At 69.7% G+C, this 18,495-nt stretch carries 18 protein-coding genes; 13 read left to right on the top strand and 5 right to left on the bottom strand.

Going from position 1 to position 18,495, the window contains the following annotated elements:
* Positions 1-6: 6 nt before the first annotated feature.
* The 8 genes from dusA to AC07V5_RS27075 all read left to right on the top strand — a co-directional run bounded on the left by dusA (position 7) and on the right by AC07V5_RS27075 (position 8,560).
* Positions 7-960, top strand: a complete 954-nt coding sequence (dusA, locus tag AC07V5_RS27110) for a tRNA dihydrouridine(20/20a) synthase DusA (RefSeq protein ID WP_495118800.1) — start codon at positions 7-9, stop codon at positions 958-960.
* A gap of 50 nt (positions 961-1,010) precedes the next feature.
* Positions 1,011-2,465, top strand: a complete 1,455-nt coding sequence (locus AC07V5_RS27105; RefSeq protein ID WP_495118733.1) for a serine hydrolase domain-containing protein — start codon at positions 1,011-1,013, stop codon at positions 2,463-2,465.
* Complete coding sequence (locus AC07V5_RS27100) at positions 2,462-3,415, top strand: MBL fold metallo-hydrolase (protein WP_495118732.1); 954 nt, start codon at positions 2,462-2,464, stop codon at positions 3,413-3,415. The genes AC07V5_RS27105 and AC07V5_RS27100 overlap by 4 nt, the downstream gene beginning before the upstream one ends.
* A complete protein-coding gene (locus AC07V5_RS27095) occupies positions 3,390-3,980 on the top strand; it encodes a methylated-DNA--[protein]-cysteine S-methyltransferase (RefSeq protein WP_495118731.1) in 591 nt (196 codons plus the stop codon). The genes AC07V5_RS27100 and AC07V5_RS27095 overlap by 26 nt, the downstream gene beginning before the upstream one ends.
* Before the next feature lie 6 nt (positions 3,981-3,986).
* Complete coding sequence (locus AC07V5_RS27090) at positions 3,987-5,234, top strand: DEAD/DEAH box helicase (RefSeq protein WP_495118730.1); 1,248 nt, start codon at positions 3,987-3,989, stop codon at positions 5,232-5,234.
* Positions 5,224-5,694, top strand: a complete 471-nt coding sequence (locus AC07V5_RS27085) for a CYTH domain-containing protein (RefSeq protein WP_495118729.1) — start codon at positions 5,224-5,226, stop codon at positions 5,692-5,694. Before AC07V5_RS27090 ends, AC07V5_RS27085 begins: the two co-directional genes overlap by 11 nt.
* 99 nt (positions 5,695-5,793) lie before the next feature.
* A complete protein-coding gene (locus AC07V5_RS27080; protein WP_495118728.1) occupies positions 5,794-6,336 on the top strand; it encodes a hypothetical protein in 543 nt (180 codons plus the stop codon).
* Between the two features lie 118 nt (positions 6,337-6,454).
* The gene (locus AC07V5_RS27075; protein ID WP_495118727.1) at positions 6,455-8,560 is read left to right on the top strand and encodes a TonB-dependent receptor; all 2,106 of its coding nucleotides are present in this window, start codon (positions 6,455-6,457) and stop codon (positions 8,558-8,560) included.
* A gap of 29 nt (positions 8,561-8,589) precedes the next feature.
* Here the strand turns inward: AC07V5_RS27075 and AC07V5_RS27070 are convergent, their stop codons facing one another.
* Both AC07V5_RS27070 and AC07V5_RS27065 read right to left on the bottom strand, forming a co-directional pair.
* Positions 8,590-9,081, bottom strand: coding sequence for a DUF4440 domain-containing protein (locus tag AC07V5_RS27070; RefSeq protein ID WP_495118726.1), 492 nt, complete (start codon positions 9,079-9,081; stop codon positions 8,590-8,592).
* Positions 9,082-9,138: 57 nt separating this feature from the next.
* Entirely contained in the window at positions 9,139-9,645 is a 507-nt protein-coding gene (locus AC07V5_RS27065) for a hypothetical protein (protein WP_495118725.1), read from the bottom strand.
* Between the two features lie 121 nt (positions 9,646-9,766).
* Here AC07V5_RS27065 and AC07V5_RS27060 point away from each other — a divergent pair, with 121 nt between their 5' ends.
* Both AC07V5_RS27060 and AC07V5_RS27055 read left to right on the top strand, forming a co-directional pair.
* On the top strand, positions 9,767-10,459 hold the full coding sequence (locus tag AC07V5_RS27060) for a heavy metal response regulator transcription factor (protein ID WP_495118724.1): 693 nt from the start codon (positions 9,767-9,769) through the stop codon (positions 10,457-10,459).
* Positions 10,456-11,883, top strand: a complete 1,428-nt coding sequence (locus tag AC07V5_RS27055) for a heavy metal sensor histidine kinase (protein WP_495118723.1) — start codon at positions 10,456-10,458, stop codon at positions 11,881-11,883. Before AC07V5_RS27060 ends, AC07V5_RS27055 begins: the two co-directional genes overlap by 4 nt.
* On the opposite strand, the gene AC07V5_RS27050 is transcribed toward AC07V5_RS27055, so the two are convergent.
* The 3 genes from AC07V5_RS27050 to AC07V5_RS27040 form a co-directional block, all read right to left on the bottom strand.
* Positions 11,869-12,852: a recombination-associated protein RdgC gene (locus tag AC07V5_RS27050; RefSeq protein WP_495118722.1), complete on the bottom strand. Its 984-nt coding sequence runs from the start codon at positions 12,850-12,852 to the stop codon at positions 11,869-11,871. The two genes, AC07V5_RS27055 and AC07V5_RS27050, sit on opposite strands and share 15 nt — an antisense overlap.
* A 60-nt stretch (positions 12,853-12,912) precedes the next feature.
* Complete coding sequence (locus tag AC07V5_RS27045) at positions 12,913-14,235, bottom strand: PEP-CTERM sorting domain-containing protein (RefSeq protein ID WP_495118721.1); 1,323 nt, start codon at positions 14,233-14,235, stop codon at positions 12,913-12,915.
* Between the two features lie 80 nt (positions 14,236-14,315).
* Entirely contained in the window at positions 14,316-14,960 is a 645-nt protein-coding gene (locus tag AC07V5_RS27040) for a DsbA family oxidoreductase (protein WP_495118720.1), read from the bottom strand.
* 155 nt (positions 14,961-15,115) lie between these two features.
* Between AC07V5_RS27040 and AC07V5_RS27035 the strand changes: the two genes are divergently transcribed.
* The 3 genes from AC07V5_RS27035 to AC07V5_RS27025 are packed head-to-tail and all read left to right on the top strand — an operon-like array spanning position 15,116 to position 18,433.
* Complete coding sequence (locus AC07V5_RS27035) at positions 15,116-16,390, top strand: hypothetical protein (protein ID WP_495118719.1); 1,275 nt, start codon at positions 15,116-15,118, stop codon at positions 16,388-16,390.
* Positions 16,391-16,394: 4 nt separating this feature from the next.
* A complete protein-coding gene (locus AC07V5_RS27030) occupies positions 16,395-16,826 on the top strand; it encodes a hypothetical protein (protein ID WP_495118718.1) in 432 nt (143 codons plus the stop codon).
* Positions 16,823-18,433 (top strand): diguanylate cyclase domain-containing protein, encoded by a 1,611-nt coding sequence (locus AC07V5_RS27025; RefSeq protein ID WP_495118717.1) that lies wholly within the window; start codon positions 16,823-16,825, stop codon positions 18,431-18,433. Before AC07V5_RS27030 ends, AC07V5_RS27025 begins: the two co-directional genes overlap by 4 nt.
* Positions 18,434-18,495 lie beyond the last annotated feature (62 nt).

Here is an 18,495-nt window from a genome sequence, read left to right as displayed (position 1 = left end):
GCACCCATGATGGACTGGACTGACCGCCACTGTCGCTACCTGCACCGCCTCATCACCCGGCACACGCTGCTGTACACCGAGATGGTGACCACCGGCGCGCTGCTGCACGGCGACCGGCCGCGCCACCTGGACTTCAATGCCGAGGAGCATCCGGTCGCGCTGCAGCTCGGCGGTAGCGACCCGGCGGACCTGGCGGCCTGCGCCAAGCTGGCTGAGCGCTGGGGCTATGACGAGGTCAACCTCAACTGCGGCTGCCCCAGCGAGCGTGTGCAGAAGGGAGCCTTCGGGGCCTGCCTGATGGTCGAGCCGCAGCTGGTGGCGGACTGTGTGAAGGCCATGCGCGACGCGACGGCGCTGCCAGTCACCGTCAAGCACCGTATCGGCATCGACAAAATCGAGAGCTACGACTTCGTGCGCGACTTTGTTGCCACCGTCGCCGAGGCCGGCTGCGAAGTCTTCATCGTGCACGCCCGCAATGCCTGGCTGCAAGGCCTGAGCCCCAAGGAAAACCGCGAGATCCCGCCGCTGCGCTACGAGCTTGTGGAGCAGCTCAAGCGCGAGTTCCCGCAGCTGACCATCGCCATCAACGGCGGCTTGAAGACGCCCGATCAAATCGCCGAGCAACTGGCCGTGCTGGACGGGGTGATGATCGGTCGCGAGGCCTATCACGAGCCCTGGAGCATGGCGCAGTGGGACTCGCGCTTCTTTGGCCAGCCCGACCCCGCGGCGTCGCGTGAACAGGTCGAAGACGCCTGGCTGGACTACCTGGACCGCGTGCATGCCAATGGCCGTTCCTGGTCCCATGCGATGCGCCATGCCCTGGGCCTGTGGAACGGCACGCCCGGCGCGCGCCGCTGGCGCCAGGTGTGGAGCGACCATCGCCTGAAGATGCTCGCACCGCGCGAGGTGGCCGCGCAGGCCACCTCGGCTCGTCTGCAAGGCGCGTTGGCCGCGGCATGACGACCGGCCGCGGCACGGCCGTCGGCGAGCATGCGTGCATGCGTCCTTCCATGACCCGAACCGCCGCGCTGGCGTTGTGCCTCGCCGTGGCGGGCAGTGCTCATGCCATGCCCTGCAAAGAGCAGCCGGGCGCGGCCGCCCGCCGGCAAGCCGTCGAGCAGGGCCTGCTGCCCGCGGTGGTGTTCGACGGCGAAGCGCAGCCGCTGACGCTGGCCTCCCGCATGGCCGAGCACGGCGTGCCTGGGCTGGCCTTGGCGGTGCTACGCCGGGGCGAGGTGGACTGGGTGGCCGTCTACGGCCACCGTGCGGCGCAGGCGCCTGCGGTCGGCTGCGCCACGCTGTTCCAGGCCGGCTCGCTGGCCAAGCCCGTCACGGTGCTCGCCGCGCTGCGCCTGCAGGACGCCGGCCGGCTCGACTGGGATCGCGACGTCACCGGCCTGCTCACGTCGCTGAGCCTGCCTGCGGGCCGGCAGACGCCCGAGCACCCCGTCACGCTGCGTGGGCTGCTTGCGCACACCGCGGGCATCACGCCGGGCGGCTACCCCGGTTACGCCCAGGCCGGCCCAGTGCCCACGGTGGTGGAGGTGGCAACCGCTGCGCCGGGCACGAACACGCCACGGCCCGAGGTCGTGCTGCCGCCCGGCGAGCAGCTGCGCTATTCCGGCGGCGGCTACACGCTGGCGCAGCTCGCCATGCAGGACAGCCAGAAGCTGGCCTTCGAGCCGCTGATGCAGCGCTGGCTGTTCCAGCCGCTCGGCCTGCGTCGTGCCACGTTCGCGCTGCAGCGCCAAAGCGCCAACGGCGACGTGGCGGCCGGCCACCTGGACGGCGCCAAGCCCGTGCCGGCCGGCTGGCTGCATCTGCCCGAAAGCGCGGCAGCCGGCCTGTGGTCCAACGCGGGTGATCTCGCCACGCTGCTGGCCGAACTGCGCAAGGGTTGGCAGGGCCGCAGCCAGGTGTTCCGCCAGGCCAGCGTGCGCGCGTTGCTCGGCACGCCTTTCCAGGGGCACCTCTACGGCTTCAGGCTTGTCGGCGAAGGTGAAGAGCAGCTCCTTGTGCACTACGGTGGCACCACTGGCTACAACGCCGGCATGGCCATCAACCTGCACACGGGCGATGGTGTCGTCTACCTGGCCAATGCCGAGGCGGGCCGTGCGCTGAGCAGCGAACTGCTGGCGGTCGTGTCGCGTGCCTATGGCTGGACGCAGTTCCGCGAGACGCGCGTGCGCCGGGCCGAGGCGAACGAAGCCGCCCTCCAGGGGCTCGCCGGCCGCTACTTCTTCGCCGCCATGGGCGTGCGCGTGCAGGTGGAGCAGGCCCAGGCGCAGCTGACCCTGGTGTTCCCCAACGGCGACCGCCTTGCGCTGACGCCCATCGCTGCTGATGGCGCGCCGCTGCAGTTCATCCATCCCACCGGCGTGCGCGTCGGCTTCCAGCGCGGCGAGGCCGGCGCGGTGACGATGCATCTCTACGGCGACCAGGGCATCCGCGAGAACTCGCCATGACCCTGTTGCGGCGCGCGTGGATTGCCTTGCTGTGCCTGGCCGCGGCAGTGGCTGTGCCGGCGCAACCGCTCGCGCCCGGCGTCGTTCTCGTGCCCGGTGGTTTCGAGGCCGGCCGCCAGCCTGACGGCAACAGCCTGCTGCTGAAGGGCGACGCTGGCTGGCTGTTGATCGACAGCGGCCGCCACCGCGCCCATGCCGAGGCAGCACTCGCAGCGGCGGGCGGGCAGGTGAGGGCGGTGCTGAACACGCACTGGCATCTCGACCACCTGGGCGGCAACGCCTGGCTGCGCTCGCAAAGGCCTGGGCTTGAAGTCTGGGCGTCGCCGGCGGTGGCGAAGGCGCTGGCGCCCGACGGCTGGCTGGACCGCTACCGCCACCAACTGGTGGAGGCCATTCCCACGGCGCCGCCCGAGCAGGCGGCCGTCATGCGGGTTGATCTCGAACTGCTGAACCAGGCCGCTGCACTACGCCCTGATCACGAGGTCGGCACGGCATCGGCCCAGACCCTGGCCGGGCGACGCCTGCAGATCGGCGTTGAAACAGCCGTCAGCGGCGGCGACCTGTGGGTGCTGGACTCCGAGAGCGGCACGCTGGCCGCCGGCGATCTCGTCACGCTGCCCGTGCCCTTCATGGACACCGCCTGCCCGCCGGCCTGGCGAGAGGCGTTGGCGCGCATCTTCGCCCAGCCGTTCAAGCGCCTCGTGCCCGGCCATGGCCCGGTGATGAGCCGCGCCGACTTCGAGCGCTGGCGTGGTGGCTTCGAGGCCCTGCTGGACTGCGCCGACCAAGGCTTGCACCCCGCCGCCTGCGCGGCGATCTGGCGCTCCCGTGTCGACACGTGGCTGGACGACGCCGGCCGTGCCCGCGTCAATGGCATGCTTGGCTACTATTTCAAGACCCTGCTGCAAGCGCCGCCCGAGCAACGTGAGAGATTTTGTCGACGACCCTGACATCGGCCCGGTGCTGCCGCCGGACGAGCCGCTGTGGAGCCACAGTTTCGAGACGGCCCTCGGCCGCTGTGGCGTCGTCTGGAGTGAACGGGGCATCGTGGCATCGCTGCTGCCCGATGCAACCCCTGAGCGGCTGAGGCGGCGCCACCCGACCGCCCAACTGACGGCAGAGCTGCCGCCCCACATCGCCCATGCCGTCGACGGCATCCGTGCGCTGCTGGCCGGCGAGGCGCGTGACTTGAGCGACGTTGTGCTCGACGAGCGCGGCATCCCCGAGTTCCGCCGCCAGGTCCACGCGCTGACCCGGGCCATCCCGCCGGGGCAGACACGCACCTACGGCGAGATTGCCACTGCGCTGGGCCAGCCCGGCGCGGCGCGCGCAGTCGGCCGTGCCGAAGGCGACAACCCCTTCCCGCCCATCGTGCCCTGCCACCGCGTGATGGGCGCGGGCGGCGAGCCCACGGGCTTCTCGGCACCCGGCGGTGTCGAGACCAAGCGCCGCATGCTGCTCATCGAGGCTCGCGCCGTGGGCCAGCTCGCAGGCGATCAGCAGCCGCTGTTCTAATCCCGCATGTCCTTCGCTTCCCTGGGCCTCTCGCCCGCCCTGCTGCGCGCCGTGCGCGAACAGGGCTATCACGCGCCCACCGCCGTCCAGTCGGCCGCGCTGCCCCCCATCCTCGCCGGCCGCGACGTGCTGGCTCTCGCCCAAACCGGTTCGGGCAAGACGGCCGCCTTCGTGCTGCCACTGCTGCAGCGCCTTGTCAGTTCGCCCCCGCGCCCCGGCCCGCGCGCGCTGGTGCTGGCCCCCACGCGCGAGCTGGCCGCGCAGACGGCGGAGCTGCTGCGCGAGGTGGCGGCCCTGCTGATGCATCGCCCCAAGGTCGCCCTGGCCTTCGGCGGCGTGTCCATCAACCCGCAGCTGATGGCGCTGCGCGGCGGCTGCGACGTGATGGTGGCCACGCCGGGCCGGCTGTTGGACCTGCTGGACCACAACGGCCTGACGCTGGCGGGCGTCGAATGCCTGGTGCTCGACGAGGCCGACCGCCTGCTGGCCGCCGGCTTTGCTGATGAGCTGCATCGCGTCCTTGCGCAGGTGCCTGCCAGGCGGCAGACGCTGCTCTTCTCCGCCACCTGCCCGCCGGCCGTGCAGGGCCTAGCCGAGCAACTGCTGCGCGAGCCGGTGCGCATCGACATCCAGGAGGCGCCGCCGCAGATCACGCAGCGCACCATCCAGCTCGACCGCGCCCAGCGCCTGCCCGCGCTGCGCCAGCTGCTGAAGGACGAGGGCTGGGAGCGCGCGCTGGTGTTCGTGGCCAGCCGCTACACGGCCGAGCTGGTGTCGGACAAGCTCTTTGCCCATGGCTTCAAGGCCGGCGTGCTTCACGGTGAGCTGAGCCAGGGCGCGCGCAGCGATGTGCTGGCGTCGCTGAAGAACGGCAGCGTCAAGGTGCTCGTCGCCACCGACGTCGCCGCGCGCGGCCTGCATGTCGACGCGCTGGACGCCGTCGTCAACTATGAGCTGCCGCGCTCGGCAGCCGACTACACCCACCGCATCGGCCGCACCGGCCGCGCGGGTGCCACCGGCGTGGCGGTCAGCTTCATCTGCGCCGACAGCCCGGAGAACGCCGAAAGCCATTTCCGCCTCATCGAGAAGCGCCAGGGCCTGCGCGTGCCACGCGAGCGCCTCGCCGGCTTCGAGCCCGAGGCCGTGGCCACCGAGGCCCAGGCGACGGGCGGCATCAAGAGCACGACGCGCAAGAGCAAGAAGGACAAGCTGCGCGAAGCCGCCGCGCGCGCCGGAGGCAACGATGGGCATTGAGATCGAACGCAAGTTCCTCGTCACCAGTGATGGCTGGCGCGAGCAGGCCTCTGCCCAGACACGCTTCAGCCAGGGCTACCTCAGCCGCGACCCGGCGCGCACCGTGCGCATTCGCATCGCGGGCGAGGCCGCCTTCCTGACCATCAAGGGCGCCACGCGCGGCGCAACGCGGGCCGAGTTCGAATACGAGGTGCCGCTGGCCGACGCTCAAGCGCTGCTGGCACTGTGCGACGGCCCCGTGGTCGAGAAAGTCCGCCACCTGTACCCGCATGAGGGCATGACCTGGGAGGTCGACGAGTTCCTCGGCGCCAACGCCGGTCTGGTCGTGGCCGAGATCGAGCTGCAGTCCGAGAGCCAGGCCTTTGCGCGTCCGGCCTGGCTGGGCGGCGAGGTCACGGGCGATGCGCGCTACGTCAACGCCAACCTGGCGGTGAACCCGTTCTCAACCTGGGCTGAGTGAACTAGTAGGGGGCGGCGAATCCGGCTGCCGGCCGCGCGCGTACGACTGTCATACGCAGGCAATCCGTGCCGCCGAAGATACGCTGTTCGCTCTCCGTCAGTGGCCAGCCTCGCCAAAGTGCTGGCCGCCCAGGCCCTCCTCATCACGCCCGTGCAACTCACCCTGTCCTCGCTCCTGCACAGAACACGCATCGGCATCCTGATGCTGCTGCTCGCCGTGCTGCCGTTGCAGAGCGTGGCCCAGCTCATTGCGGGCGTGCAGGCCCATCGACATGTGCACACCGGCGCCGGGCCGGCGGCGGCGTCCGCATCTCCGCTGCGGGCTCTGCTGGACCATCTGCACGCCGCCCAGGACCCGCGCCTCCAAGGCCCCAAGCTCAGCTGGGTGGTGAGCAGGGGGCCGGCTGCGGAGGTGCACGAGCATGGTGGCGTATTCCACAAGCACGCGCATGACGAGGCGGATGTGCTTGAGGTTGGCGACCCGGCCGACGACTCCATGCAAGGCGGCGCGACCGCCTTTCTGGCCTGGCTGCCTGCCGCCCTGGCCTTGCCTGCCGGCGAGGGCAGCGGCCGCCCCGTCACGGCTGGCCTCGACTGGCGCGACCGCGTCGTCGCGCCGCCGCTGACGCCGCCTCGGGGCTGAACCCGGCTGAAGGCCTCGGGCGCCTCCCTGCGCCCGCTCAACCGCCTTTGACTTCCGCCTGTCCCGCCGTGACAGGTGGTTCCGCGTATTCCCGCGGGCCCCGTTTCCCGAGAGTCCCATGTCCAAGAATCGCTTCCAGCCGACGCTGCTGGCTGCTGCCTGCCTGCTCGCCGCATCCACGGCCCAAGCCCAGGCCGAACGGCCCCTCGTCGTTGCCGCCGTGCTCGAGAAGGTCGAAGTGACCGGCCGCCACTACGACAACGCCATCGGCAGCGCCAACGCCGCCTCGCAAGGCACCATCCGCGCCGAACTGCTGAAGAGCCGGCCCGCGCTGCGCCCGGGCGAGGTGCTGGAGTTCGTACCCGGCCTCATCGTCACGCAGCACTCGGGCGACGGCAAAGCCAACCAGTATTTCCTGCGCGGCTTCAACCTCGACCATGGCACCGACTTCGCCACCAGCGTCAACGGCCTGCCGGTCAACATGCCCACGCACGGCCACGGCCAGGGTTACTCGGATCTGAACTTCCTCATCCCAGAGTTGGTCGACCGCATCGAGTACCGCAAAGGCCCGTACTTTGCGAAAAACGGCGACTTTGCCGCCGCTGGCTCGGCCGACATCGCCTACCGCAACACGCTGGACGAGAGCTTTGCCGCGCTGACGCTGGGCCAGCGCCAGTTCCAGCGCTTCGTCGGCGCCGGCTCCACGGCACTTGGCAGCGGGCTGAACCTGCTCGGCGCCATCGAAGTGCAGCACAACGATGGGCCGTGGAAGCTGCCGGAGCGCCTGCGCAAATCCAATGGCGTCGTCACGCTGTCCGGCGGCACGCGCACCGAGGGCTGGAGCGCCAGCCTGATGGGCTATGACGCCAAGTGGAACTCGACCGACCAAGTGCCCGAGCGTCTCATCGCCGCGGGCACCCTCAACGGCCAACCCTTTGACCGCTTCGATGCGGTCGACACCAGCGACGGTGGCGAGACGCGTCGTAGCAGCCTGTCCGGCGAATGGCACCGCAGCACTGGCACTGAGACGACCAACGTCGCGGCCTACGCGATGAACTACCGGCTCAAGCTCTTCTCCAACTTCACCTACGCGCTGGAGCGCCCCGGCGACGGCGACCAGTTCTCGCAGCAGGACAAGCGCAGCGTTTACGGCGTGAACGCCAGCCATGCCGTCGACCACCGCCTGGGTGACCTGCCGGCCCGCAGCGAGATCGGCCTGCAACTGCGCCATGACCGCATCCGCGTGGGCCTCTATGACACCGTGGAGCGCCGCATCATCGGCACGACGCGCGACGACAGCGTGCGAGAGACCGAGCTCGGTGTCTACGGCCAGACGTCGGTCGAGCTGACGCCCTGGCTGCGCAGCGTCGTCGGCCTGCGGGCGGACCAGGCGCGCTTCAAGGTCAACAGCCTCAGCAACGTGGCCAACTCCGGCAGCGCCTCTGCCCACCTGTTCTCACCCAAGCTGTCGCTGATCGCCGGTCCGTGGGCCAAGACCGAGTTCTTCTTCAACGCCGGTCGTGGCTTCCACAGCAACGACGCGCGCGGCACGACGGCCACGGTCGACCCCAGGACCGGCGACGCCGTCGACAAGGTGCCGGGCCTGGTGGCAGCGCGTGGGATGGAGCTGGGCGCGCGCACGGAGTGGGTGCCGGGCCTGCAAAGCTCGGTGGCCCTGTGGAAGCTCGACTTCGACTCCGAGCTCGTCTACGTCGGCGACGCCGGCGCCACCGAAGCCAACCGGCCCAGCAAGCGCCATGGCATCGAATGGAACAACCGCTACGTGCCCGTGCCCTGGCTGCTGGTGGACGCCGACCTGGCCTGGACGCACGCGCGCTTCGCCGACTTCGACCCTGCCGGCAACCGCATCCCCAACGCCGTCGACAAGGTCGGCTCCATCGCCGTGACGCTGCGCGACCTTGGCCCCTGGTCGGCCAGCCTGCAGTGGCGCTACCTGGGTTCGGGCTCGCTGATAGAGGCCAACAGCGTGCGTTCGCGGTCGTCGCTGACGACCAACCTGCGTGTCAACCGCAAGTTGCCCGCCATGTGGGGGCGCAACAGCGAGGTCACCTTCGACGTCTTCAATGTGTTCGACCGCAAGGTCAACGACATCGAATACTTCTACGAGTCGCAACTGCCGGGCGAGGCCGCACCGGTGGCCGACAAGCATGTCCACCCGGCTGAGCCTCGCACGGTGCGGGTGACGTTCAGGCTGGGGTTCTGACGAGGCGTGACGACGGCGCAGGTCGCGCGTCACGGCCTCGTGATCAACGTCGCCTGCCGCGCCGTCAGCCGCCACTGGCCGTCCACGAGCTTCCACAGGTCGGTGAAACGGCGGTGCGCTTCCCGGGCCGGCACAGGCCCGTCCACCACGGGCACCACCGTCTCCTCGCCCATCAGCAGCACCATCTCGCCTCGCAGGGCCGCGTATTCGATCACCCGTTCATAGCGGGTGTAGCGGATATGTCCCGCGGCGCTTCGCTGGGCCGTGCCGCCGCGGACGGACACGCTGTTCTGCGGATTGTTGACGGCCAGGTCGTCCGCCAGCAGCGCCGCGAATGCCGCTGAGTCCTGCGTGATGGTGGCGCGGTCGATGGTGACGGTCGCAGCCAGCACGGCAGCGATGCGTGGATCCTTGGCGGCGGCCTCGACATCGGCATTGCCGGCTCGCCAGTCGGCTCTGGCCGTCGCCGCGAGCAGCAGCAGGGCCAGCACAAAGACTTGACTGCTAAAGGACGCTTTCATGGCCGCTCCAAGGGGTTGCGGGCCATTCTGGCGTCGCTGGCCTGGAGCGTCCACGGTTCACTGAGCGCCGGGGCGCAGCGTCGCTGAGCGCTTCCTGCGGAACGCCTGCAGCGCACTGCCCGCCAGGAAGACGACAAGCCACGCAAGCAACGCGGACTTCACCAGCGGCGACTCCGGCCCGCTGGCCAGGGGTTGGCCGGCGGGCAGGCGGGTCAGCGTCTCATTGATGCCCGGCACCAGCAGCAGGAAGAAGCTGAAGGACAGCCCGAAGTCGGCCAGGTAGGGGCGGGCGCGGCCCAGGAAGGCCAGCCGAGGCACCAGCAGCGAACCGGTCACCGCGAGCAGCGCAAGGATGCCCAGCGCGTGGCCGGGGTTGAACCCACCCGTGCTCGACAACCCGAAGGCCGTGAGTACGGACAGCACCAGCCCGGCCAGGTAGACGCGCCCGGAGCGCGTGCCGGGGTCGATGCGGCGATGGCGGGCGAAGGCGTAGACGCCGGCGACCAGCGGCACCAGGCTGATGGCGGTGTGGGCGATGCCCAGCGAGGATAAGGGGTGAGGCATGGAAGGCGCTGCGAAAGTTCAGAGGACCGAACTCTAGAAATTCGAGCGTCGTTCGGGGGTGACATGTGAATGACAAAAACGTCATCCCGCGGGCCGCCACAACTGCGCAAAATCCGCCCGCATGAAGATCCTCGTCATCGAAGACGATCCCAAGACCGGCGACTACCTGAAGAAGGGGCTGCGCGAGAGCGGTTACGCGGTCGACCTGGCGCGCACCGGCACCGACGGCCTGCAGATGGCGCTGGCCCATGCCTACGACCTGGTGGTGCTGGACGTCACGCTGCCCGGCATCGACGGCTGGCAGATCATGCCGGCGCTGCGTGAGAAGGGCGACGTGCGCGTGCTCTTCCTGACCGCGCGCGACCAGCTCGGTGACCGCATCCGCGGCCTCGAGCTGGGGGCCGACGACTATCTCGTCAAGCCGTTCTCCTTCACCGAGCTGGTGCTGCGCATCCGCACGCTGCTGCGGCGCGGCGCCGTGCGCGATGCGGATGTCTACGAAGTGGCCGACCTGAAGCTCGACGTGCTGCGCCGCAGGGTCACGCGAGAAGGCACCGAGATCGCGCTGACGAACAAGGAGTTCCTGCTGCTGCATCTGCTGGTGAAGCGCCAGGGCGAGGCGCTGTCGCGCACGCTGATCGCGTCCGAGGTGTGGAACATGAACTTCGACAGCGACACCAACGTCGTCGACGTCGCCATCAAGCGCCTGCGCGCCAAGGTGGACCGGCCGTTCGCGACGCCGTTGATCCACACGGTGCGCAGCATCGGCTACGCGTTTGGCGACGTACCGGACGCGAACGGGAGCCTGGATTGATCGCCCGATTGCTGCCGCGCTCGCTGGCGGTCCGCGTCACGCTGCTGTGCGGGCTGATCGCTGTCTGGACCACCGGCATGCTGGGCGGCTACTTCTTCCTCGCTGCGCGCACGGGCATCACCGCGCATGCCGACGAGCAGCTGATCGGCCGCGCCGAACACTTCCGCCGCCTGGTGGCCGATGCGCAGACTATTCCCGATCTGCGCGACCGCTCGATGTTGTTCGAAGCGCTGCTGGGCGCGGCCAGCGATGTGCTGATCCTGCGCCGCGCCGGCGAGGCGCCGCTTGTGGAGGTCAACCCCGACCATGCGCCGGTGCCTACGGCATTCGCCCCCGTGCCGGCCGACCGTGTCATCGGCCCGCAGGATGTGCGTGACGCGGAGGTGCCCGGGCAGCCGCGTATGCACTGGGTCTCGGCCCAGGCGCGCTCCGGGCAGGACGGCGCGCTGATCGAGGTCGTCGCGGGCCACCCCCTCGTCAGCGAGATGCAGATGATCGCCAACGCCCGCAACCAGGCGCTGGCCAGCACCCTCATGGCAATGGCGGCGTGCACGGTGCTGGTCTGGCTGGTGCTGCGCCACGGGCTGCGGCCGTTGCGCCGCGTGGCCGAGCAGGCGGCGCTGATCAACCCGATCAACCTGGCCCTCCGGCTGCCCGACAAGGATGCACCGCAGGAGCTGCAGGACATGGTGGCCGTGTTCAACGCGATGCTGGATCGCGTGTCGGGTGGCTATGAAAGGCTGTCGCAGTTCTCGGCCGATCTGGCGCACGAGATCCGCACGCCTGTCGGTGTGCTGATCGGGCAGACGCAGGTGGCGCTGAACCGCCCGCGCAGCATGGCGGAGTACCAGCAGCTGCTGGAGTCCAACCTCGAGGAGCTGAACCGGCTGCGGCTGACCATCGACAACATCCTCTTCCTCGCCCAGGCCGACCACGCCACGCTCGACCTCGAACGCACACCGCTGGCGATGGCCGAGGAGCTGCAGAAGATCGCCGAGTATTTCGAAGGGCCGGCGGACGAGGCCGGGCTGCGTTTCGCCGTGCAGGCCAGTGGGACGGCGCTGGTGAACGCGCCGCTGTGCCGCCGGGCCGTCCACAACCTGGTGGTCAACGCGCTGCGTTACGGCACGCCCGACACGACGATCCGGTTGATCGGCGCCCAGGACGAGGCCGGCTCGACGGTGGCGGTGGAGAACGACGGCCTGCCCATCCCGGCCGAGCAGCTGGAGCGGCTGTTCGACCGCTTCTATCGGGCCGACTCAGCGCGTGGCCGGCCCGCCGAGTCCAGTGGGCTGGGCCTGGCCATCGTCAAGGCCATCATGGCCTTGCACGGCGGTGAAGCGCGGGTGTCGTGCTCCGCGGCGGGCACGATCCGTTTCGAGCTGCACTTTCCCGTGCAGCCCGGGGTATCACCAGGGCGGTGACTCGCTGAGGGCTTCCTCAGGCAAGTTGGCAGGCAGGGCGGCCGCGACCGGCGCAGGCGCCGTGCCTGCAGCCGCGAAGTCATGCTCGCCACCCAGGCCTTCGATGAGCGCCGGGATCAGCCGGCCCAGCTCTCCGGTGGACAGGGCCGCGTCGGCGTCGAAGGCTTCGTCGCCGCTGGCTTCGGGCTTGCCTTCGAAGGCCAGGTCCAGGAAGCTGATCTTCTTGATCGCAAAGCCCTCGGTCAGCGTGAAGGAGACGCGGTCCTTCCAGCTCAGCGCCAGGCGCGTGGGCATCTTGCCGCTGGTCAGATGGGCGCGCACCTCGTCGATGTCGAGAGGATGGCGGGCGTAGCGCACGACGGGCTTCTCGTCATCGCTGCCTTTCAGCTCGCACTCGCGCTCGATCTGGAAGCCTTCGGGCGTCACGCCGTCCATCAGCCAGGCGGCCATGCAGGCGGCGGGGCTCTCGGCCGTCTGCACCAGCTGCAGGCTCAGGCCCGGGCTGGCCTGGATCAGCAGCGTGATGACTTCATCCGCGCGGCTGCTGGAGCCGGCGTCGACGAACAGCAGCTGCTGCGCGGGCGCAATCCACACCTGCGTGGCCGAGGTCTTGGTGAAGGCGCGCGGCAGCAGCTCGTGCGTGGCCTGCTCCTTCATGTCCTTCTTGGCCTTCTTGCCGGGCTTGCGGCCGGTCGTCTGCTCAAGGTGCTCGGCCAGCTCCTCGATGCGCTCCTGCACGACGGAGGAGGGCAGCAGGCGCTGTTCGCGCTTGAGCTTGACGAGCCAGTGCCCGTCGATGACCTCGACGAGGGGCGCGTGCTCGACGCCGCGGGGGGGTGTCCAGCCCACGGCCAGCGGCTGGGTGGGGGCGCAGGCCAGGAAGGGTTCCTTGGCGAGTTGTTCGGCGAGCTGCTTGGCATCGGTCTGCCAGCCTTCGCTGATGCGGTAGGTGATCAGGTTCTTGAACATGGGCGCGGTAGAAACAAGAAGCCCGCCAGCGGCGGGCTTCGGAAACAGGCGCCCATTGTCTCAGGTCCGACGGCGGCGCCATGTCAGCAGCCCCGCGGCACCCGCCAGCCACAGTGCCCAGGTGGCCGGCTCGGGTACGTCGGCGGTGATGGCCTGCATGGTGCCGGTGAAGCTGCCGTCGGCCACGAAGCTCAGGCCGGTGACGAAGCCGGTCACGTCGAACGCGTTGACGCCCGCGGATTCCTCGATGCCGCGGATCTGGAAGCGATCCACGCCGGCGGCGAAGCCGTGGGCCGTGAAGTCGAAGCTGGTGCCGGCGGCCAGGGCGCTGCTGGCCTGCTGCCAGGCGCTGCCATCCCAGGTCCAGACCTCGTAAAGCCCGTCGCCCACGTTGCTGGCCACCTGCACGGCCTTGAAATTGGGGTCGCCGGCGCCGGTCGCGTAGCTGAAGCCGGTGGCGACGACGGGGTCGATGAAGGTGATGTGGCCGGGGCCGACGCTGCCGACGTTGAAGCCGTAGACGGGGCCGGCCAGCAGGCCGCTGGTGGTTTGTACTGGGGTGAGGGTGGGCAGGGCGATGTTGCCCACGCCGGCGGGCAGCGTGGCCGGGTCGATGGGCGTGAAGTCGAAATAGGAGGTGGAGCGAGAGAGCGGGGAGCCGTCACTGCGCGTGTTGGTCAGGTCGATGCCGATGGAATAGTGCGTGCCGTACTGCAGCAGCCCGGCGGGCAGCGTGAGGTTGGGGCCTGACACCACGGGGCTGTTCCAGATCAGGTCGGCCTGCTGGAAGCTGTGGTTGTCGACGGCCCGGGAATAGACGGTGACCGGGTGGCTGGTGTCCTGCACGCGGATGCGCATCTGGTCGATGCTCACCGGCGAGTTGGCGGGCAGCGTCCAGCTGATGGTGGGCGTCAGGCCCGAGCCGCTGACCGTCATCGAGCTGACGAAGGGCATGGCGCCGACGTTGCCGAGGCTGGGTGAGGTGTAGGTGGCCGAATTGCTGAAGTCGGCATTCGTCGACAGCAGCATGCGCCAACTGCCGGGGAGGCTGGCGTCGTAGGGCCTGGAGGCGAAGTACTGGTGGGGCAGGGCCGTCCAGTCGCGCTCGTAGAGGCGTTGCTTGAGCCAGTCGGGGTCGGTCGCGAGGGAGTCGCAGGTCTTGCCGGTCGGGCAGTTGGCGGCAAAGCCATAGACGACGGCCGACGGGTCGTCGGCGGGTGCCTTCACGTTCAGCACACCCCAGACGAGGAGGTCGCCGGTGGCGAAGTTGCCGCTGTTGGCGCTGTTGTTCTGGCGCAGGTAGAAGGGCGTGTCGGCGGTGGGCGTGCCTGCCAGGGCGGCGGTCGCCGCGAGCAGGCCGGGCAGGACGAGGTGCTTCTTCATGACGGGCTCCCTGAGAAGGAGCCCAGCCTAGCGACGCGCCCGCGCCCCCGCACCCCCTCCGGAGGGGGCATCGCGCCTGCTCAGGCCGGTTGGGTCATCACCTGGCGCAGCAGCTGCTCGAAGACCTCGACCGACTGGCCGCCCTGGATCAGGTGTTGCTGGTTGACGATGATGGCCGGCACGGCGTGGATGCCCTGGGCATGCACCTCGGCTTCGGCGGCGGTCACCTCGTCGGCATAGCGGTCGCCCGCGAGCAGCTCGCGGGCCTCGGCTTCAGGCAGGCCGGCGGCGGTGGCCAGGCTCAGCAGCACCTCGTGGCTGGACACATCCCGGCCTTCGGTGAAGTAGGCCTTCAGCAGTGCGACCTTCAGCGTGCGTTGCACGGCCGCGCCGAAGGCCTCGTCGGCCCAGTGCAGCAGGCGATGGGCGTCGCGCGTGTTGTAGATGCGGCTGCGCGCCTGCATGCTGAACTCGAAGCCCAGGGCTGCGCCGCGCTCGCGGATGGCCTGGCGGGTGCCGGCTAGCGCTGCGGGGCTGGCGCCGTACTTTTCGGCCAGATGCTCCTCGATGTCCTGGCCCTCGGGCTTCATGCCGGGGTTGAGCTCGAAGGGGTGGAAGTGCAGGTCCAGTTCCAGCCCGGGGATGCGGGCGGCCGCTGCTTCCAGCGAATACAGGCCGATGGCACACCAGGGGCAGACGATGTCGGAGATGAAGTCGATACGCATGGGCCGCAATTGTCCGGCGGCTGGGCTTCCCCCATCGCTTGCAAGGTTGGCGCTAGCGTGATTGGTTTGTGCTTCCGGACCCTCAGATCTGTTCCATGGAGCCGCGGCGGGCGCTAATAATCAATGCGCCATTACTGCTTGTGATCGCCGCCACGATGCACCACCTCCTTTGCCGCCTGTTTGCTGGCTTGCTCTGCGTGGCCGCCACCCAGGTGCAGGCGCAGGCCGAGGGCGAGCGTGCGCAGTCCGCGGTGCGGATCAGCGGCTTTGGCAGCCTGGGTGCGAGCTACGTGGATGCCCCCGCCGGCTGGGGCTTCCGGCGCGAGCTGAACCAGGCGGGTAGCAGTGCCAACCTGCGCGGTGACGTCGACACCCGGCTGGGCGTGCAGCTGAACTACGCCCCGAGCGCCCAGTTCGAACTGGTGGCCCAGGCCATCCTGAAAAAGCGCGGGGCCCGTGCCGTCGATGGTGACGCCCTGGAATGGGCTTACTTGAGCTACCGGCCGACGGCCGACTGGGCCTTGCGGCTGGGGCGGGTGAACGTCGATGCCTTCCTGATGGCCGACTACCGCAACGTGGGCTATGGCTTCACGATGGCGCGGCCCCAGGTGGAGCTCTACGGCCTGCTGCCGACGACGCTGGACGGCGTGGACATCGCGCGCAGCTGGCTCAGTGGCGATGCGCAATGGCGCGTGAAGCTGATGTACGGCGGCACGCGCTTCGGCGATGTGAGCGAGGTCAAGGCCAGCGAGCTGCATTCGGTCGCCGGCGCCATGGTGTCGCGCGAGGAGGGCGGGTTGTTGGTGCGCGCGAGTTTTGCCCGTGGCCGCATCCAGAGCCACAGCGACCGGTTGCCGCCCGTGCTGGCCGCCTTGGGCCAGTTGGCTGCGCTGCCGGTGCCACCCGTGGCCGAGCAGGCCGCCACGCTGCGGCAGCGCCTGGACATCGGCGGCATCTGGGGCAGCTTCACCGAGATCGGCGCGCGCCAGGAACTGGCCGACTGGCAATGGAGCGCCGAGATCGTGCGCGTGTCCGCCAAGCCGCTGACCTCGCAGACGTCGATGGCGCTGATGGTGGGCCGTCGCACCGGCGACTGGACGCCCTATGCCGGCGTTGGCCGCGTACGCACGTCGGGCGATCCTCTGGCGCTGCCCTCCTGGCTGGCGGTGCTGACGCCCGTGCTGGGGCCCATCGGTGCCGCCCAGGCCCAGGGGCTGGGTGCCGGTGCAACACAGGCTTTCAACGCCTCGCGGCTCAACCAGTCAAGCTGGTCGGTCGGCGCGCGCTGGGACTTCCATCCGCAGGCGGCGCTGAAGCTGCAATGGGACGAGATCCATGTCTCCTCCAATGGCGCCGCGCTGTGGAGCCATGGAACCGCCGACAGTGGCCGTGCCCGCGTGGCGACGGCCGTTGTGGACTTCATCTTCTGAAGCCATGGCCCTCCGCAAGCTGCTCGCCCCCCTCCTGCTGGCCCTGGCCTTGCCGGCGCAGGCCGATTTCTACATCGTCGTGCACGCCAGCAACCCGCAGCGCAGCCTGACGCAGAAGGAGGCTGTCGACCTCTTCATGGGCCGCAGTCGGGCGTTTGCGAACGGCGACTTCGCATTGATCTTCGACCTGCCGCGCGACAACCCGCGCCGCGCCGCGTTCTACCAGGCCCTGACTGGCATGAGCGTGGCCCAGGTCAACAGCTACTGGTCGCGGCTGATGTTCTCCGGCCAGAGCGCACCGCCCCAGTCCCTGCCGGACGAAACCGCCATGGCCGGCATCCTGCGCCGCAACCCGAGCGCCCTGGGCTGGCTCAGCAAGGAGCCGACCGAGGCTGGCCTGCGCACGGTGCTGGTCATCAAAGAGCCGGCCAAATGAGGGCGCCGACGCCGCGCGTGCGTGGCGCCAACAGCCTGCAGCTGCGCTTCATGCTGCTGGTGTTCGCGAGTGCGGCGCTGCTGGCCGTCATTGCGGCCACCATCGCCTACCAGCTCGGGCAGGCGCGTGCGCTGGCCAGCAGCCGCAGCAGTGTCGAGGCGCTGGCCTTGGCCGTCGAGAAGACGCTGTCCATCGGCGCGTTCGCCAACGACGCGGTGCTGCTGCAGGAGGTGGCGGGCGGCCTGGCGCGCAACGAGCTGGTCGACGTCGTCGAGGTGGTGGCGGCCGATGGCCGGGCGCTGGCGAAGGTGCTGCGCACCGGCGCTACCGAGCGGCTGGACGCGACGCTGCTGACACGGCCGCTGGTGTCGCCCTTCGATGCCAACGAGCGCCTGGGGCAGCTGCGCATCCGCCTGAACGACGCCAAGGTGCAGGCCGACGCCGACCGCGAGGCCTATACGCTGGCGGCGGCCATGGCCGGCCAGGCGGCGTTGCTGGCGCTGATCCTGTATCTGCTGGCCGCACGCATGGTGTCGCGGCCCATCGTGCGCCTGGCCAGCGCGCTGCGGCGCATGACGCCCGGTTCCGGCGAGCGGCTGGAGACGCCCGCAAGCCACGCGGCCGACGAGATCGGCGTGCTGATCGCCGGCGCGAACTCGCTGCTCGACTCCAACGAGCGCGCGCTGCAGACCGAGCGCAGCCTGCGCGCTGAGGTCGAGGCCATGGAGGCCCAGTACCGCCAGATCTTCGACTCCAGCAGCGCAGGCATCTTCGTGCTCAACGAGAGCGGCCGGCTGATCAACGGCAACCCGACCGTCTCGCGCGTGGTGGGCCTGTCCATGGACGAGCTGCGCACCCTCAGCGAGGACGACTTCATCACCCGCGTCTTCAACCGGCCCGAGCAGGTCCGCCAGATGATCGACGAGGCCTCGGCGCGCGGCGAGACCATGTCGGCCGACCTGGAGCTGGTGCAGCTGGGCGAAGACAGGCGCTGGGTGCATTGCCTGATCTCGGTCCAGCATGCGGGCGGCCAGACGGTCGAGGGCGTCATCTACGACATCACCGAGCGCAAGAGCGACGAGAACGAGGTGCGCCACCGCGCCGAGCATGACGACCTGACCCAGCTGAAGAACCGCGCGGCCGGGCAGGCCACGCTGGAGCGCTTCATTGCCGAGGCTGCTTCGCGTGGCGCTGCGCTCAGCGTGCTTTGCATCGACCTGGACGGTTTCAAGCAGATCAACGACAGCCATGGGCACCAGAGCGGCGACGAGGTCCTGGTCGCGTGTGCCGAGCGCATGCGCGCGGCCGTGCGGCGCTCTTCCGACCTCGTGGCGCGGCTCGGTGGCGACGAGTTCCTCATCACGCTGCGCGATGTCGGCCCCGAAGACGCGGTGCTGATCCAGGTCATGCGTGCCCTGCTCGACGGCCTCTCCCTGCCCATCCGGCTGTCTACGGGCGAGGAGGTCAGGGTCGGCGTCAGCATCGGCGTGGCCTGCCTCCCATCGCACGGCATGAATGCACAGACCCTGGTGAGAGCGGCCGACGACGCCCTGTATCACGTCAAACGCAATGGCAAGCAGGCCTTTGCGCTGGCCTTGGCGGGCTGATCGCGAGGCCCCGGAAGGCCGTACGGCTTCCGGGTACATGCGGGCGTGGTTACCGTGGCGGT

The organism is Roseateles sp. GW821-FHT02E12 (assembly GCF_059421665.1).
Note: the sequence above shows the minus strand (reverse complement) of the source record. Positions and strands in the feature narration are given on the sequence as shown.

Coding starts and splice junctions, on each gene's coding strand:
- AC07V5_RS27070 (WP_495118726.1), bottom strand. CDS start 9,081: ATGAAAGCGTCCTTTAGCAGTCAAGTCTTTGTGCTGGCCCTGCTGCTG.
- AC07V5_RS27065 (WP_495118725.1), bottom strand. CDS start 9,645: ATGCCTCACCCCTTATCCTCGCTGGGCATCGCCCACACCGCCATCAGC.
- AC07V5_RS27025 (WP_495118717.1), top strand. CDS start 16,823: ATGAGGGCGCCGACGCCGCGCGTGCGTGGCGCCAACAGCCTGCAGCTG.
- dusA (WP_495118800.1), top strand. CDS start 7: ATGATGGACTGGACTGACCGCCACTGTCGCTACCTGCACCGCCTCATC.
- AC07V5_RS27090 (WP_495118730.1), top strand. CDS start 3,987: ATGTCCTTCGCTTCCCTGGGCCTCTCGCCCGCCCTGCTGCGCGCCGTG.
- AC07V5_RS27050 (WP_495118722.1), bottom strand. CDS start 12,852: ATGTTCAAGAACCTGATCACCTACCGCATCAGCGAAGGCTGGCAGACC.
- AC07V5_RS27100 (WP_495118732.1), top strand. CDS start 2,462: ATGACCCTGTTGCGGCGCGCGTGGATTGCCTTGCTGTGCCTGGCCGCG.
- AC07V5_RS27045 (WP_495118721.1), bottom strand. CDS start 14,235: ATGAAGAAGCACCTCGTCCTGCCCGGCCTGCTCGCGGCGACCGCCGCC.
- AC07V5_RS27085 (WP_495118729.1), top strand. CDS start 5,224: ATGGGCATTGAGATCGAACGCAAGTTCCTCGTCACCAGTGATGGCTGG.
- AC07V5_RS27040 (WP_495118720.1), bottom strand. CDS start 14,960: ATGCGTATCGACTTCATCTCCGACATCGTCTGCCCCTGGTGTGCCATC.
- AC07V5_RS27035 (WP_495118719.1), top strand. CDS start 15,116: ATGCACCACCTCCTTTGCCGCCTGTTTGCTGGCTTGCTCTGCGTGGCC.
- AC07V5_RS27105 (WP_495118733.1), top strand. CDS start 1,011: ATGACCCGAACCGCCGCGCTGGCGTTGTGCCTCGCCGTGGCGGGCAGT.
- AC07V5_RS27075 (WP_495118727.1), top strand. CDS start 6,455: ATGTCCAAGAATCGCTTCCAGCCGACGCTGCTGGCTGCTGCCTGCCTG.
- AC07V5_RS27030 (WP_495118718.1), top strand. CDS start 16,395: ATGGCCCTCCGCAAGCTGCTCGCCCCCCTCCTGCTGGCCCTGGCCTTG.
- AC07V5_RS27060 (WP_495118724.1), top strand. CDS start 9,767: ATGAAGATCCTCGTCATCGAAGACGATCCCAAGACCGGCGACTACCTG.